Source organism: Blastomonas sp. CCH1-A6, assembly GCF_001556365.1.
Classification (GTDB): domain Bacteria; phylum Pseudomonadota; class Alphaproteobacteria; order Sphingomonadales; family Sphingomonadaceae; genus Blastomonas; species Blastomonas ursincola.
Map to the genome: position 1 here is coordinate 1 of NZ_LSIS01000089.1, position 15,626 is coordinate 15,626.

Genomic DNA, 15,626 nt, shown 5'->3' on the forward strand with positions numbered 1-15,626 from the left:
TTCTTGTACAGTGGCAACCCGCCCGGGTCGGCCGCCAGGCCAAGCGGCGAGCGCTTGGGGCCGATGAACGCGCTGGCCCCGCCTGCCGACTGGAAACGGGAGGACAGGTCCGAACAGGGCAGCTGGCTGAACTGCACGCCGAACAGCGGTCCGCTCTCCAGCCCCCGGGTCGAAGGCGCAGGCGGGAAATGCTGCTGGACGATCTGGCTTGCGGTGCGGGTCGAAAAGGCATTGCCGCCGCTCGACAGATAGGCGCCGGTGACCGCCTTGGCGATCGAGGCCATCTCGGCGGGCACGTCGAGCCCCTGCGCATCGACGAACGGATTGTTGAGCCCCGCCTCAGTCATCGCGCTGGTTCGCGCGGTGGCGCGCGCGCCGTTCATCCGGAACACCGCCAGCACGTTGCCGACGCGGTCGACCACGGAGATGACCGAGGGCAGATTGCGCCGCTGCGCCTCGCCCACCGCCTGCGCGATGATCTGCTGCACCTCGCCGACGGTCAGCGCTTCCTGCGCCGGCGCGGTAAAATTGCCCCCCGCGGGCGGCGGCGTGGGATTGGGCGTCGGCGTCGGGCTGGGTGCAGGCGTGGTGCCGCTGCTGTTGCCGCCCCCGCAGGAGCTGAGCACCAGCGCCATCGCCGCAAGCGATGCCGTCATCTTGCCAATCCGCATCATGCGCAGAAACTCCGCCCGGATGCGACCCGGCCCGACATCACGAAACTGAACTCACCAAAACGTCCCACCTTGGTCATCTCCCTGGCCAGCCGGTCCTATTGCAGCGACCGGATGGTCCGCACTGCGCCCCCCAGCGCCCGGCGGAATTCAAGCGGCTTGTAGCCATTGGGCTCTGCCACGGCGGCATAGGCCTGGTTGATCTGCGCCCGGAGCGACGTTGCGGCGCCCCCGGAAACCTGGCCCTGGTTCACAAGACCGCTGAGCAGCGTATCCACCGCCATCACCGCCTGCACGCTGCCTTCATAATCGGTATAGCGCGGGCTGATCGCCTCGCTGGCAATGGCTTCCATGATCGAGAAGGTCTGCGCGCGGGTGAAGTCGCTGCGGCTGAACTGGTCGGCCAGCGCCATGGCGGTCTGGCGCAGACGGTTGGCTGCTTCAACCGCCGGACCGCGACCCTGCGCCATCGCGGCGTGGAAGGCGCGCGCCTGCGATTCATATTGCTGCGCCAGGCCGGGCGCCGCGATCCGCACCGCTGCCGAGAGCATGATCATGTTCTCGTCATTGTAAGGCGGCATGCCGGTCGGGATCGGGCGACCGGGATTGGCCAAGGCCGTCGGGCGCGCATCCTCTTCGTCATAGATGCGGCGATGGCAGCTATGGCAATCGAAGAAGTAGAATTCGGGGAACACGCCTTCGGTGCCCAGTCCCGGCTTGCCGAACAGGCTCAGCGAGCGTTCCAGCGCGATCGCCTGGCCCACCGCCCACATGCGCATCGAGTTCGTCTTGCCCTTGCGCTGCCGGTAGTCGGCGTCCTCGTCATGATGCTGGGTCAGCGTCGAGAACAGGTCGAGCTCGAACGAGATGCGCGGATGACCCGCTGCCATGATCCGGTGGTTGACGAACTGGCCCGGCGCATCGTTGCCGAGGTGGCAATCGAGACAGACGCCTGCGCGCGCCTGCGCATTGTCGAGCGGGATCATGCCCTGCGACACGTTGCGGGCATGGCTGGTGCCGGTGGCATAATGGCTCGACAGCCAGCCCGAGGCGGCACCATGACAGGCCTCGCAGCTCACCCCGTCATTGACCTGGAAGCGCGGCCCTTTAGCTGCAGCCGGAGTCGAATGGCATCCCAGGCACATCGCGGCCGAACGCGGATCGCCGATGCCCAGCTTCTTGCCGATGGCCAGGCTGCGCGGTTCGCCCAGAACGCGAAAAGCGCGGCTGTGCGCACCGCCGGGGGTCGATTCTTCCTGCCAGCGCCACAGTTCGTCCTGCCGAACAACCTCACCATCGGCCTCGTTGCGGCCATGACAGGTCGATCCCGCACAGCTGCCCACGCCCATGTGCGTGCCGCGCGCGGCAGCGCTCGCCGCCTGCGCCTCGAGCCGCTCAGCTGCTGCGAAATTCGCGATGAAAAAAGCGCCGATCGCCAGGGCAAGACAGGTCACGCCCGCAATCGCGGCACGGATTCCACCCAAGCGTTGAACGGCCATGAGCCATGTATTGTGCATCGTCGCTTTTACCCCCGGCTCCATACGGAACCGGCCCCCGATAGACTAACGATGCGACCCCTTAGTCTTGTCTTGCCGCCTCTTATCGCCGGTTCGTCCAGCAGTTTCAAGGCAATCCTTCAGGCGCCGCCGCAAAAATCTGTGGCCATCGGCAAGCCTTGCCCTCCCCCCGCGCTGCTTGTCGCAGCGCAGCATCTTTGCCATGGTGGCACGCAGATCAGGGAGGACGTGAATGACGCTCGGCTTGGGATTCGCAAATGGCGCATGGCTCGGGCATCTGTCATTCATGATCCTGGCGATCGCGCTGATCGCTCCCCCCATGCCCTGGATGCGAGTCGGTATCGTGCTCTCTGCCCTGGCCGGGCTCGGCTATGCGCTGGGGTTTGCCAATGATCTGGGCCTGGCGCTATGGTTCCTCGTGCTTCTGGTCATCGGCGCGTCTATGCTGCTGCGATATCTGATGGCGGAGCGCGGTTCGCGCTTTTCTGCCGAGGAAGAGGCGCTGCGGGCGAGCTTCATGGGCGACATGACCCGCGCTGGCGCCCGCCATCTGATGGACCAGGGCAACTGGATCACTGGCCGGGCGGGCGAGGTGCTGATCAACGAGGGCGAGGCGATCAGCCATCTGTTCTATCTCCACGACGGCCAGGCAGAGATCACATTGCACGGCGCACATGTCGGCAGCGTCACCAGCGGCGACCTGATCGGTGATGCGACCGCATTGAGCGGCGAACCTGCGACCGGCACGGTCACGCTCGCCACCGACAGCCGCTTCTGGTGCGTCTCTGCCCCCAAGCTGCGGCAATATCTCGAACTCCACCCCGATGCGCGCACGGTGATCGAGCGCCAGATCAACCAGGCGCTCGAGGGCAAGCTGAGAGCCGCCAATGCGGCGCTGGCGGGGGGTTAAAATGCCGCTCCGGTCGCAGAATAGCTGTCGTCACCCACGCGAACGCGGGGGTCCCGCTAAGCCGCAAGCCGCTCGCTGAAGCGAGATTCCCGCGTTCGCGGGAATGACCGAAAAAGGGCTAGGGATCAGAGCCTATTGCCGCGGCTCGAGCACCTGGCCGATCACGTGCACCATGCCGTTGCTGGCAGCCAGATCAGCCTGCTGGATCGAACCGACATCACCGCTGGCATCGGACAGACGCACCTGATCGAGCTCGATCGAGGCGTTGATCTTCTCGCCCTGCAGCGTGGTCAGCTCGATGCTGCCGCCCTTGTCGCCAATCTGCTTGCGCAGGTCCGCAGCCGTGAGGCGGCCGGGGATGATGTGATAGTTGAGCACCGCTGCCAGCTTCGCCTTGTTCTCTGGCAGCAGCAGGTCGGCAAGCGCATCGACGCCCAGCTTGTCGAACGCCCCATTGTCGGGAGCAAAGAGCGTCATCGGCTTGTCCGCCGCCAAGGCCGCGCTCAGCTCGGCCGCCTTGATCGCACGAGCGAGCGTCGACAGGTCGGGATTGCGCAGCACGACCTCATCGACGCGAAGGATAGCATCAGGCTCGTCCGCAGCCGCTTCCTTGACCTCAAGGCTGGCAGGATCGACCCGCTTGACCGGATCGCCACCGCCATCATGGCTGCCACAGCCCGCGATCATCAGGGTGAGCGCGGAAAGGGATGCTGTGGCAATCAAACGCATGTCGTTCTCCAGAATATCGCGTGCGGTCAGGCGTCGTCCGTCTTGTCCATGAAGACGAAGTCGCGGTCCATGCTGAGCATATGGGCACCGCCATCGACGAAAAGCAACTGGCCGGTTATCGCAGGCTCCTGCGCCAGATAACGCGCCGCGCGCGCAATGTCTCCCGGCGCGGACAGACGGTGGAGTGGCATTCGCGCGGCTAGCCGCTGCATCTGCGCGTCATCATAATCGCTGGTGGCGAGCGTCAGGCCGGGCGCAACGCCGTTCACCCGTGCCTTTGCGCCGAAAGCGCGCGCCAGGGTGCGGATCGATTCGGCCAGCGCCTGTTTGGACAAGGTGTAGCTCAGCTGATCGCCATTGGGATTGCGCACGCGCTGGTCGATGATCTGGACGATCGCGGGCACCTGCCCTTCGCCTGCCCCGGCCACGACAGCACGGGTCAGCAGCATGGGCGCGAAGAGGTTCACCGCGAAATGATCGGCCAGCATCTGCGCTGACATGCTCTGCCAGTCGTCATATTCGAACAGCGAGGCATTGTTGACCAGCAGGTCGGGCGCGCGGCCGAAATGCGCGGTCACCCGCTCGACAAGCAGCTGCGAGGCATCGCAATCGGCCAGATCGGCGGAGAAACCGTGCCACTCGGTTCCCTGCTTTGCCAGGGTCTCGGCGAGCTCGGCTTCGGGCGTCAGGTCGCTGCGACCGTGCAGCGCCAGCGCATAGCCCGCGCGCGCCAGTTCCATCGCGATCGACGCGCCCACCCGGCGAAAACCGCCGGTGACGAGCGCCAGCGGGGCCGGGCCAGCGCTCACCGGCGCGTCCGGGTCAGCGTGATGCCGATCGATTCGCCCGCCTCGGCGATCGCCAGCTTGATGATCTTGACCTTGAGCCGCCGGATGCGCGGATCCTGCAGGAACAGTGTCTCGATGACATGATCGGCCACCGCCTCGATCAGCGTGAAATGGACGCCTTCGGGCAAGGCGGTCGAGGCCGCGTGCTTGAGGTCCATGTAATTCTTGGACGCGCTGAGCGGCGTATCGGGCGCATAATGGTCCTCGGCCAGCATCTCCGCCCAGATGGTGAAGCGCAGCGGCTGGGGCAGCTTGGTCTCTTCCGAATAGATGCCGGTCAGGACGTTGACGTCGAAATCGGCGACCTCGAGGATCAGGCTATCGGGTTGGGTGTCGGTCAAATGCTGGGCCTGTTCTAGTATATCTTCATCGTCACCCCCGCGAACGCGGGGGTCCCGCTTATTTCTTACCGTCGCAGCAGAAGCGGGATTCCCGCGTTCGCGGGAATGGCGAGGGGAATTTCACCTTTCCCGCGCGTTGGCAAATTGCGCAGCGCAGCGCAAGTGTTTCAACCGTTGGACCAGCGCGCGAAGATTGCCGTCGGCAGGAGCCGCCCGCCCGATTGCTCGCGCACTGCCAGTTCGCCGATCTCGATCCGTCCCGGCAGGTCGGCGAAATACGCCGCGAGCAGCTCGCCCAGCGCCAGCGCCGACATGCGCACCGCATAGACGGTGAGGAACAGGCAGGACGATCGCTCGTCGAGCAGCTTGCGGCAATCGGCGATCAGCGCCGGCAGATGCTCTTCCAGCTTCCACACCTCGCCCTCGGGCCCGCGCCCGAACTTTGGCGGGTCGAGCAGGATCGCGTCATAGCGCTTGCCCCGGCGCACCTCGCGCGCAGCAAACTTGACGCAATCATCGACCAGCCAGCGCACCGGCATGTTCTCCATGCCCGACAGCGCGGCATTGGCGCGTGCTGCTGCGACCGATTTCTTCGAGGCATCGACATGGGTCAGCTCGGCCCCGGCGGCCGCCATCGCCAGCGTGCCCACGCCGGTATAGCCGAACAGGTTGAGCGCCCTCGCCCGCTCCTCGCCCCGGTGCGCGGCGATATGCCCGCGCAGCCATCGCCAGACCGGGTCCATGTCAGGGAAGAAGCCGAGATGCCGGAACGGGGTGTTGAGCGCGGTCAGCCGCACCTCTTCCCATTGCAATGGCCAGCCTTCGCGCGGGACATTGGCTTCCAGCTGCCAGCGGCCGCCGCCGTCCTCGTCCGATCCGGGAATGAACGCACCATCGGCATCCCAGTCGGGCAGCCGTGTTGGCCACATCGCCTGCGGCTCGGGACGGATGAAGCGATATGGCCCATAGGCCTCGAACTTGCGCCCGCCGCCGCTGTCGATCAGCGTGTAATCTGCGCGCGGCTCGCCGATCATCAGCAGCGGTTGCGGGTCGAGTTCGGCCATGCGCGCGCGTCAGCCCTTGGCCGGGACCGCACGCTCGGCGATATAATCGCGCACCGTGGTGTAGTCGCCGGGCAGCTTGTCGAACTTCTCGGCGCGCTCGAACAGGTCGCCGACGCGCGCAGGCAGGCGCGGGCGCAGGCCGGTCGCACGCTCCACCGCATCGCGGAACTTGCTGGGGTGCGCGGTGGCGAGCGTGACGCAGGGAATCGCGCGATCGATGGTCCCTGCATCCTGCCAGCGATGGGCAGCGCCCAGGCCGATCGCGGTGTGCGGATCGATCATCTGCCCGGCCTCGTCCCAGGCGCGGCGCATCGCGATGCCCATCTCGTCGGGATCGATCCGCGCGCTCGAGAACAGCGCCTCGGCGCCATCGCGCATCTCCGGCGAAAGCTGCATCGCCTTCGTGCTTTCAAAGCCCTTCATCCGCGCGGCGGTCAGCGCGCCGTCACGGCCCTCGAGATCGAACAGCAGCCGCTCGAAATTCGAGCTGACCTGGATATCCATCGAAGGGGCCGCGGTCGGCGTCACACTGCCGGCGGAATAATCGCCCGCGCTGATCGCGCGGTGGAGGATGTCGTTGACATTGGTCGCGACGATCAGCCGCGCCACCGGCAGCCCCATCTGGGCAGCCACATAGCCCGCGAACACGTCGCCGAAATTGCCCGTCGGCACCGAGAAGCCGACCGGGCGGTGCGGTGCGCCCAGTTGCAAGGCGGCGGCGAAATAATAGACGATCTGCGCCATCAGCCGCGCCCAGTTGATCGAATTGACCGCGGACAGCGTGAAGCGTCCGGCAAAATCCGGATCACCGAACATCCGCTTCACCATTGCCTGGGCATCGTCGAAGCTGCCGTCGATCGCGATGTTGTGGACATTGGGCGCCAGCACCGTGGTCATCTGCCGCCGCTGCACGTCGGAGACGCGGCCATCGGGGTGGAGCATGAAGATATCGACCTTCTCGCGCCCCGCCACCGCGTCGATCGCCGCAGAGCCGGTATCACCCGAGGTCGCGCCGACGATGGTCAGATGCGTGTCGCGGTTCGACAGGAAGCGTTCGAACAGATGGCCGAGCAGCTGCAGCGCGACATCCTTGAACGCCAGCGTGGGGCCATGGAACAGCTCGAGCAGCCAGTTGCTCTCATCGATCTGGGCGAGCGGCGTCACCGCCTTGTGCGAGAAGCGCCCATAGGCCGCCTCGCACAGGCCGCGCAGCTCGTCCTCGGTCAGGCTGCCAGCGACAAAGGGCGTCATGACGCGGACGGCCAGCTCGACATAGGACAGCCCGGCCATGGCTGCGATCTCGGCATGCGTGAATTTGGGCCAGGCACGCGGCACGTACAGCCCGCCATCGCTTGCCAAACCTGCCAGCGTCACGCCCTCGAAATCGAGCGCCGCGGCTTCCCCCCTGGTGCTGATATAGTCCATGGGGTGGACCCGTTAGCGGTCCCTGCCCCTGTGCGCAACCTGCACGTTATGGCAGCCGGATAGCGCTCAGTCCTCTTCGGGGCTCTCGTAGAACATCAGCACCGCCGGCCCCTCGGGCGTTTCGATCAGCCCGTGCTCGACAAACCCGGCGTTGACATAGGCGTTGCGCGCCCGCTGGTTCTCCGGATCGGGATCGATGCACAGCACGCGCACCCCTTGCGCGTTGAGCTGCTTGGCCAGCATCGCGAGCAGCTTCGCGCCATGGCCCTTGCCGATCAGCGACGGCACCCCGATGAAGCAATCGACCGCACGCGCGCCCTGGGGCAGGTCCTGCAGGTGCTTCTGCGGCCAGGCATGAACCTCGAAATGCTGGATGTAGGCGATTGGATGGCCATCGAGCATGCCGATCAGCTGCACCATGTCGGGGTTGTCCATATCCTCGACGATCAGCTGCAGTTCGTGCTTGGGGTCGCCCCACCATTGCTCGACCTCGGGGGTCTTCAGCCATTGCTCGATCAGCGGCAGGTCCGAATGGGTGACCCGGTGAAAGCCGTAATAATGTCCGCCCTGCATGGTCTCTCCTTCAAGGCGTCATGCGGACGATGGGGATCGCGTCCGCCTTGCGACTGCCAGACCATATATAACGGCAGCAATGCCCGCGAATAAAAACCATTGTACCGCATAGGCCCAATGGTTGTTCGGAATATCCTCTGGCGAAGGCTTCTGAACGGCCTGCAAGCCGGCCACGGGCGGTGCGGCGACGAGGCGGATCAGCGCGCTGCTGTCGGGCGCGATCATCCCGCTGACCTGCCCTCCCTTCCAGTCCGGGCTGTCAGGGCGCTGCGACCATCCGGCAACCACCTGCGCCCCCGGCCCTTCGGCGCCGGTGCGGCACGAGGCGATATGCACCCAGCCCGATGCGCCCGACGCGCTGCGCCCGCTCGAGGAACGCCAGCCGGTCACCTCAAGGCAATTGACGCTGGATTTGCGATAAAGCGGCAGCGCTTGCGGATCGGGCACCTGCGGCCAGGCGATGGCGGGCTTGTCGGCGGCGGTGCGATATTCGGCGAGCAGCGCCTCTTTCCAGGCCATGCGCTGGAGCTGCCAGACACCCAGGCCGATCATGACGGCAATCGCGATGCCGACGATCAGCGTCGGCCAGAACGGCAGGCGCTTCATGGCCGGGTCTCGCCGCTGGTGTCGATGCGCCCTTCGCGCACTTCGGCGCGCGCTTCGTGGATCAGCATCGCCGCCTTGGACACGCGCAAGCTCAGGATCACCAGCGCGAAGGTCAGCGGCACCCAGAGCAGGATATGCACCCAGAAGGGTGGGCTCGCCTGGACCTGCAGAACGACGGCAAAGGCGGAGACCAATGCGCCGATGACGAGGATCAGGAACGCTGCGGGGCCATCGCCGACATTATAGGCGGTGAAATCCTGCCCGCAGGCGCGACAGCGCGGGGCGAAGCGGACCCATCCGGCAAACAGGGTGCGAGACCCGCAGACCGGACACTCGCCCGTCAGCGCGGCCTGGATCAGCGGCGTTTGCGAGGTCGTGCCCTCAGGCACGCCCCACGCACCACGGGTCGGGTTTCCAGTCGACCGGGCCCATCGCGACGCCCGGATGCGGAAACTGCTGCTTGAAGGTAAAGGCGTGCGGACTGGGACCGAAACGGTCGAGCCGCCACAATGCTGCGAGCCCTTCATCAACGCTTGGGACATGCCCCACAGGCACCCACCAGAGCGCCTGATAGGCGCTGTCCATGCGCTCGATCCATTCGCGCCGCCGCGCCATCACAGGCGTGTGCGCGCTGCGATAGACAAACTCGAACAGGCTGGCCGGATCGCGCCAGACCGACATGTTCACGACGAAGCGGGGATCGGGGGTCGGTTGCAGGTCCACGGCATTGCCGCTGTCGCTCTGCAACCGCCAGATATAGCCATCAGATTGTTCGGCAATGGCATTGATGCCGTCGAGCATCCCCATGAAACCGGCAACAGCCGGATCTTCGGGATGCGCGATCAGCCGGGCGACATTGATCTGGGCGATATGCCAGCCGGGCTGATCGGTCATCACGTTCACTCGAAACTATCAGTGCGTAGCAGCGCCCCAGCCACCCCAGACATAGATGACCAGGAAGAGGAACAGCCACACCACGTCGACAAAGTGCCAGTACCAGGCAGCGGCTTCGAAGCCGAAATGCTGCTTCGGGGTGAAGTGGCCCTTATAGGCGCGCACCAGGCAGACGATCAGGAAGATCGTGCCGACCAGCACGTGGAAACCGTGGAAGCCGGTCGCCATGTAGAAGGACGAACCATAGTTCAGGTCCTTGAACGGGAACGGTGCGACCGAATATTCATAGGCCTGCACGCAGCTGAACACGACGCCCAGGATGATCGTGAGCCACAGGCCCTTGATCAGGCCATCGCGGTCACCGTTGATCAGCGAGTGGTGCGCCCAGGTAACCGTGGTGCCCGAGCAGAGCAGGATGAGCGTGTTGAGCAGCGGGAGTTCGAAGGCGTTGAGCACTTCGACGCCCTTGGGCGGCCAGACGCCGCCGATCACGTCTGCGGTCGAGGGGAAGAGCGAGAAATCGAACCACGCCCAGAACCAGCCGACGAAGAACATGACTTCGGAGGCGATGAACAGGATCATGCCATAGCGCAGATGCAGCTGCACCACCGGGGTATGGTCGCCGGCATGGGCTTCCTTCACCACCTGCGACCACCAGCCATACATCGTTCCGATCACACCGGCGGTACCGGCGTAAAAGACGATGCCGGAGGTATCCATGCTGTGCATCCACAGGATGGCGCCCACCGCCATGACGAGTGCCGCCATCGATCCGGCGAACGGCCAGATGCTGGGGGGAAGAATATGATAATCGTGGTTCTTTGTTCCGGCCATCTCTCTGGTCCCCGTCGTCCCTTAACGTCTTGAACTAAGCCCTTAACTGCCCTTTTTCGCCTGGTCCAGCGGGTAAAAGGTGTAGCTGAGGGTAATCTCTTCGATATCCTTGGTGTCCGGATCGGTGAGGATCGCGGGATCCACATAATAGATCACCGGCATCCGCACCGTCTCGCCCGGCTCCAGCGTCTGCTCGGTAAAGCAGAAGCACTGCACCTTGGCGAAATAGCGGCCCGCCTGGGTCGGCGTGACGTTGAACGTCGCGGTCCCGGTCACCGGCTTGCTGGAAAGGTTGGTCGCAGTGAACGCCGCCATGTCGCGCGCGCCGATTGTGATCTTCTCGGTCGTGTTCTCGGGCTTGAAGCGCCAGGGCAGCGCCGACGACACGTTCGAATCGAAGCGGATGGTGATCGGCTTGTTGGTCACCGCGATCTTGTCGGCAGCCGCTTCGCTTACCTTCATCGTCGTGCCGCCAAAACCGGTCGCCTCGCAGAAGATGCGATAGAGCGGCACGGCAGCATAGCCGAGGCCCAGCATCCCGATGGCGAGGCCCAGTGCGACGATGCCTGCGCGCCGGTTGCGGCGTGCGATATCCGGGCTGATCGCGGCGCTGCTCATCCCCATACCCCGATCTTGACGATGGTGATGACATAGAAGAGCACGCACAGGGCGACCAGGATTCCCGCCATGAACAGCGCACGGCTGCGCTGGCGCGCGCGCAGCTGGGCAAGCACTTGCGGATCGTTGAAATCGGGCGCGGGGCGATCGGTCATGCCGCAATCGCCGGAACCACCGCGCGGTCGACGACCACGGCGGCGAAGATGAGGAACAGATAGACGATCGAATAGGCGAACAGCTGCTTTTCGGGCTTGAGGCCGTCGCCCTCGCCTGCGGTGCGGAAACCGACGCGCGCGGCAAGCGCGACGAAGATCGCCGACAGCACGAACGCGCTGATGCCATAGGTCCAGCCGACAAGGCCAAGCGCAGCGGGAGCCATCACCGTGGCCAGCAGCACCAGCGAATAGCCGAACACCTGATGTCGGGTGGATTTTTCGCCCGCGACATTGGGCATCATCGGGATGCCGACGCGCGCATAGTCCATCTTCACGAACAGCGCGAGCGCCCAGAAATGCGGCGGCGTCCAGAAGAAGATGATCGAGAACAGCAGGATCGGCAGCATGGTGACGTCACCGGTCACCGCCGCCCAGCCGATCACCGGCGGAAACGCCCCTGCCCCGCCGCCGATCACGATATTCTGCGGCGTGCTGGGCTTGAGCCAGATCGTGTAGATCACGGCATAATAGAAGACCGAAAAGGCCAGGATCCCAGCCGCCAGCCAGTTGACCGCCAGCCCCATGATCACGACCGAGAAGCCCGAGAGTGCCAGGCCGAACTGCAGCGCCGCTTCGCGGTCCATGCGGCCGGCGGGGATCGGGCGGTTGGCGGTGCGCTTCATCAGCGCGTCGAGATCGGATTCGTAATATTGGTTGAGCGCGGCAGCCCCGCCTGCACCCATCGCGATGCAGAGGATCGCGACAAAGCCGATGACCGGGTGGATGCTGCCGGGCGCTGCCAGCAGCCCGCACAGCCCGGTGAACACCACCAGGCGGATCACGCCCGGCTTGGTCAGCGCCCAGAAATCGCGCCAGTGCGCAGGCATGAGCACGCCCGGCTGGGCGGTCATCGCGGCGCTCTGGCCCTGAACTGGCGATACGGCTTCGGTCATGCTCATGTCACTACCCATATGGCAAACCCCTCGCCGTCAGGCCGAGGGGTGCCGGGCCGGATGGGACGCTGTCCCGGTCCGGCCCTGTCAGCGGTGCAACGCTGCTGCGGTCACTTGATGACGGGCAGCGTTTCGAACTGGTGGAACGGCGGCGGGCTGGACAGGGTCCATTCCAGCGTCGTGGCACCTTCGCCCCAGTAGTTACCCTCGGCACGACGGCCGGCAACCAGTGCATAGGCGATGTTGATGAAGAAGATCAGCATGCCGGCAGCCATGATGGCGTAACCCAGCGAGGCGATCTCGTTCCAATAGGCAAAGGCTTCCGGATAGTCGGGGTAACGACGCGGCATGCCCTGACGGCCCAGGAAGTGCATCGGGAAGAACAGGACGTTCACGCCGATGAAGAACACCCAGAAGTGCAGGTGGCCGAGCGCTTCGCTATAGTGACGGCCGCTCATCTTCGGGAACCAGTAGTAGAAACCGGCGAAGATCGAGAACACCGCGCCCAGCGAGAGCACGTAGTGGAAGTGCGCGACCACGTAATAGGTGTCGTGCAGGTTGTCGTCGACGCCGCCATTGGCGAGCACGACGCCGGTCACGCCACCAACCGTGAACATGAAGATGAAGCCGAGCGCCCAGACCATCGGGGTCTTGAAGGTGAGCGAACCGCCCCACATCGTCGCGATCCACGAGAAGATCTTGATGCCGGTGGGCACTGCGATGACCATGGTGGCGGCGGTGAAGTACATCTTCATGTTGACCGACAGACCGACGGTGAACATGTGGTGCGCCCACACCACGAAGCCGACGACACCGATGGCGACCATGGCATAAGCCATGCCGAGATAGCCGAACACCGGCTTCTTCGAGAAGGTTGCGATGATGTGGCTGATCATGCCGAAACCGGGCAGGATCATGATGTACACTTCGGGGTGGCCGAAGAACCAGAACAGGTGCTGGTAGAGGACCGGGTCACCACCGCCAGCGGCGTTGAAGAAGGCCGAACCGAAATTGCGGTCGGTCAGCAGCATGGTGATGGCAGCGGCCAGAACAGGCAGCGAGAGAAGCAGCAGGAACGCGGTGACCAGCATCGACCACACGAACAGCGGCATCTTGTTGAGCGTCATGCCCGGAGCGCGCATGTTGAAGATGGTGGTGATGAAGTTGATCGCGCCCAGGATCGACGAAGCACCGGCAAGGTGCAGCGACAGGATCGCAAGGTCGACGGCCGGGCCGACCGAACCGCTGGTCGACAGCGGGGCATAGACCGTCCAGCCGGTACCCGCACCCAGACCCGAACCGCCGGGCACGAAGGTCGAGCCGAGCAGCAGCAGGAAGGCCGGGATGAGCAGCCAGAACGAGATGTTGTTCATGCGTGGGAAGGCCATGTCCGGCGCGCCGATCATGATCGGAACGAACCAGTTGCCGAAACCGCCGACCATGGCGGGCATGACCATGAAGAACACCATGATCAGGCCGTGCGCCGTGATCAGTACGTTCCACATGTGATAGGCCTGATCCAGGGTCGCTTCACTGCCCTGCATCATCGTGGCCCAGCCCTGCAGATACTGCACGCCGGGCTCGGCGAGCTCCATACGCATCAGGCCGGAAATGGCACCGCCGATGATCCCCGCGACGATCGCGAAGATCAGGTACAGCGTACCGATGTCCTTGTGGTTGGTCGACATGAACCAGCGCTGGAAAAACGCGGGCTTGTGATCGTCATGTGCATGATCATGGTCATGCAGATCGGCCGGGTTGGCGGCAATCGTGGTCATGGTCTTGCCCTGTCCTTACTGAGCGGCAGCCGGAGCGGCGGCGGCTGCGGCCGCGCCCTGCGCTGCGGAAGTGGTGGTGGCGGCTGCAGGCGCAGCGGCGGGAGCGGCGGCCGGAGCAGCAGCGGCGGCGACTTCGTCGCCCTTGACGGTGCCACCCTGCGAACGGACCCATGCGTCGAACTTGGCGCGCGGGAGCGCTTCGACGGCGATCGGCATGAAGCCGTGACGCGCGCCGCACAGTTCCGAACACTGGCCGTAATAGACGCCCGGCTCCTTGATGGTCAGCATCTTCTCGTTCGAACGACCGGGAACCGCATCCATCTTGAACCAGAGCGACGGCACCGCGAAGCTGTGGATCACGTCCGACGCGGTGGTGATGATGCGGATCGGCTCGCCGGCGGGAACGACCATCCGGTTGTCGACCGCAAGCTGGTGCGGCTCACCGCGCTTGGCGGCTTCGGCTTCATCCAGCATGTTCGAAACAACTTCGAAATCGCCGTTATCGGGATAGCTGTAACCCCAGTACCACTGATAGCCGGTGACCTTGACGGTGACGGCATCGGCGGGAGCCGGCTTGTACTGCTTGGCGAGCAGGTCGATCGACGGGACCGCAACACCGACCAGGATCAGCACCGGAACGAGCGTCCAGATGACTTCGATCGCGGTGTTGTGCGTGACCTTCGACGCCACCGGATTGGCGGCGGCGCGATAGCGCACGATGATCCAGACGAGCAGCGCGAGCACCAGCAGCGAGATCGCGACGATAATCGGCAGCAGCACCGACGTGTCGAGCCAGTGCGCATATTCTCCCAGCTCGGAATACTGGTCCTGGAAATCGATGCCCTTGTCGACGGGCATGCCCGTCGACAAGGGCATCGATTTCCAGGACCAGTATTCCGAGCTGGGAGAATATGCGCACTGGCTCGACACGTCGGTGCTGCTGCCGATTATCGTCGCGATCTCGCTGCTGGTGCTCGCGCTGCTCGTCTGGATCATCGTGCGCTATCGCGCCGCCGCCAATCCGGTGGCGTCGAAGGTCACGCACAACACCGCGATCGAAGTCATCTGGACGCTCGTTCCGGTGCTGATCCTGGTCGGTGTTGCGGTCCCGTCGATCGACCTGCTCGCCAAGCAGTACAAGCCGGCTCCCGCCGATGCCGTCACCGTCAAGGTCACCGGCTATCAGTGGTACTGGGGTTACAGCTATCCCGATAACGGCGATTTCGAAGTTGTTTCGAACATGCTGGATGAAGCCGAAGCCGCCAAGCGCGGTGAGCCGCACCAGCTTGCGGTCGACAACCGGATGGTCGTTCCCGCCGGCGAGCCGATCCGCATCATCACCACCGCGTCGGACGTGATCCACAGCTTCGCGGTGCCGTCGCTCTGGTTCAAGATGGATGCGGTTCCCGGTCGTTCGAACGAGAAGATGCTGACCATCAAGGAGCCGGGCGTCTATTACGGCCAGTGTTCGGAACTGTGCGGCGCGCGTCACGGCTTCATGCCGATCGCCGTCGAAGCGCTCCCGCGCGCCAAGTTCGACGCATGGGTCCGTTCGCAGGGTGGCACCGTCAAGGGCGACGAAGTCGCCGCCGCTGCTGCTCCGGCCGCCGCTCCCGCCGCTGCGCCTGCAGCCGCCACCACCACTTCCGCAGCGCAGGGCGCGGCCGCAGCCGCCGCCGCTCCGGCTGCCGCTCAGTAAGGACAGGGCAA

General features: G+C 64.8%; 19 protein-coding genes. 2 read left to right on the forward strand and 17 right to left on the reverse strand.

Annotated elements, in window-relative coordinates; all coding sequences use genetic code 11:
* Both AX735_RS04130 and AX735_RS04135 read right to left on the reverse strand, forming a co-directional pair.
* Nucleotides 1–656 (reverse strand): heme-binding protein (locus AX735_RS04130; RefSeq protein WP_231750017.1); only part of this gene is annotated, 656 nt, incomplete at its 3' end.
* Nucleotides 657–769: 113 nt separating this feature from the next.
* Complete coding sequence (locus tag AX735_RS04135) at nt 770–2,188, reverse strand: multiheme c-type cytochrome (protein ID WP_066276080.1); 1,419 nt, start codon at nt 2,186–2,188, stop codon at nt 770–772.
* Nucleotides 2,189–2,420: 232 nt separating this feature from the next.
* On the opposite strand from AX735_RS04135, the gene AX735_RS04140 reads away from it, so the two are divergent.
* Entirely contained in the window at nt 2,421–3,098 is a 678-nt protein-coding gene (locus AX735_RS04140) for a Crp/Fnr family transcriptional regulator (protein ID WP_066276088.1), read from the forward strand.
* 132 nt (nt 3,099–3,230) lie between these two features.
* Here the strand turns inward: AX735_RS04140 and AX735_RS04145 are convergent, their stop codons facing one another.
* The 15 genes from AX735_RS04145 to coxB (AX735_RS04210) all read right to left on the reverse strand — a co-directional run bounded on the left by AX735_RS04145 (nt 3,231) and on the right by coxB (AX735_RS04210) (nt 14,774).
* The gene (locus AX735_RS04145; protein ID WP_082750918.1) at nt 3,231–3,827 is read right to left on the reverse strand and encodes a fasciclin domain-containing protein; all 597 of its coding nucleotides are present in this window, start codon (nt 3,825–3,827) and stop codon (nt 3,231–3,233) included.
* A gap of 26 nt (nt 3,828–3,853) precedes the next feature.
* Complete coding sequence (locus AX735_RS04150; protein ID WP_066276099.1) at nt 3,854–4,636, reverse strand: SDR family oxidoreductase; 783 nt, start codon at nt 4,634–4,636, stop codon at nt 3,854–3,856.
* A complete protein-coding gene (locus AX735_RS04155; RefSeq protein WP_060980147.1) occupies nt 4,633–5,016 on the reverse strand; it encodes a dihydroneopterin aldolase in 384 nt (127 codons plus the stop codon). The genes AX735_RS04150 and AX735_RS04155 overlap by 4 nt, the downstream gene beginning before the upstream one ends.
* A 167-nt stretch (nt 5,017–5,183) precedes the next feature.
* The gene (locus tag AX735_RS04160; protein WP_066276102.1) at nt 5,184–6,080 is read right to left on the reverse strand and encodes a class I SAM-dependent methyltransferase; all 897 of its coding nucleotides are present in this window, start codon (nt 6,078–6,080) and stop codon (nt 5,184–5,186) included.
* 9 nt (nt 6,081–6,089) lie between these two features.
* Nucleotides 6,090–7,505 (reverse strand): threonine synthase, encoded by a 1,416-nt coding sequence (thrC, locus tag AX735_RS04165; RefSeq protein WP_066276105.1) that lies wholly within the window; start codon nt 7,503–7,505, stop codon nt 6,090–6,092.
* Nucleotides 7,506–7,571: 66 nt separating this feature from the next.
* Nucleotides 7,572–8,078: a GNAT family N-acetyltransferase gene (locus AX735_RS04170; RefSeq protein ID WP_066276111.1), complete on the reverse strand. Its 507-nt coding sequence runs from the start codon at nt 8,076–8,078 to the stop codon at nt 7,572–7,574.
* A gap of 18 nt (nt 8,079–8,096) precedes the next feature.
* The gene (locus AX735_RS04175; protein WP_066276117.1) at nt 8,097–8,684 is read right to left on the reverse strand and encodes an SURF1 family cytochrome oxidase biogenesis protein; all 588 of its coding nucleotides are present in this window, start codon (nt 8,682–8,684) and stop codon (nt 8,097–8,099) included.
* On the reverse strand, nt 8,681–9,073 hold the full coding sequence (locus AX735_RS04180) for a DUF983 domain-containing protein (RefSeq protein ID WP_066276120.1): 393 nt from the start codon (nt 9,071–9,073) through the stop codon (nt 8,681–8,683). The genes AX735_RS04175 and AX735_RS04180 overlap by 4 nt, the downstream gene beginning before the upstream one ends.
* Nucleotides 9,066–9,578: a DUF3291 domain-containing protein gene (locus tag AX735_RS04185; protein ID WP_066276124.1), complete on the reverse strand. Its 513-nt coding sequence runs from the start codon at nt 9,576–9,578 to the stop codon at nt 9,066–9,068. The genes AX735_RS04180 and AX735_RS04185 overlap by 8 nt, the downstream gene beginning before the upstream one ends.
* Before the next feature lie 18 nt (nt 9,579–9,596).
* Nucleotides 9,597–10,412, reverse strand: coding sequence for a cytochrome c oxidase subunit 3 (locus AX735_RS04190; protein ID WP_066276127.1), 816 nt, complete (start codon nt 10,410–10,412; stop codon nt 9,597–9,599).
* Between the two features lie 42 nt (nt 10,413–10,454).
* Nucleotides 10,455–11,030 carry a cytochrome c oxidase assembly protein gene (locus AX735_RS04195; RefSeq protein ID WP_066276130.1) on the reverse strand — a complete coding sequence of 192 codons (576 nt, stop codon included), beginning with the start codon at nt 11,028–11,030 and terminating at the stop codon, nt 10,455–10,457.
* Nucleotides 11,027–11,185 carry a hypothetical protein gene (locus AX735_RS25600; protein WP_171007816.1) on the reverse strand — a complete coding sequence of 53 codons (159 nt, stop codon included), beginning with the start codon at nt 11,183–11,185 and terminating at the stop codon, nt 11,027–11,029. Before AX735_RS25600 ends, AX735_RS04195 begins: the two co-directional genes overlap by 4 nt.
* Nucleotides 11,182–12,096 (reverse strand): heme o synthase, encoded by a 915-nt coding sequence (locus AX735_RS04200; RefSeq protein ID WP_066276143.1) that lies wholly within the window; start codon nt 12,094–12,096, stop codon nt 11,182–11,184. Before AX735_RS04200 ends, AX735_RS25600 begins: the two co-directional genes overlap by 4 nt.
* Before the next feature lie 152 nt (nt 12,097–12,248).
* Nucleotides 12,249–13,916 carry a cytochrome c oxidase subunit I gene (gene ctaD / locus AX735_RS04205; protein WP_060980155.1) on the reverse strand — a complete coding sequence of 556 codons (1,668 nt, stop codon included), beginning with the start codon at nt 13,914–13,916 and terminating at the stop codon, nt 12,249–12,251.
* Between the two features lie 15 nt (nt 13,917–13,931).
* A complete protein-coding gene (gene coxB, locus AX735_RS04210; protein WP_446471775.1) occupies nt 13,932–14,774 on the reverse strand; it encodes a cytochrome c oxidase subunit II in 843 nt (280 codons plus the stop codon).
* Between coxB (AX735_RS04210) and coxB (AX735_RS04215) the strand changes: the two genes are divergently transcribed.
* Complete coding sequence (gene coxB / locus AX735_RS04215) at nt 14,671–15,615, forward strand: cytochrome c oxidase subunit II (protein WP_446471776.1); 945 nt, start codon at nt 14,671–14,673, stop codon at nt 15,613–15,615. The two genes, coxB (AX735_RS04210) and coxB (AX735_RS04215), sit on opposite strands and share 104 nt — an antisense overlap.
* Nucleotides 15,616–15,626: the final 11 nt, after the last annotated feature.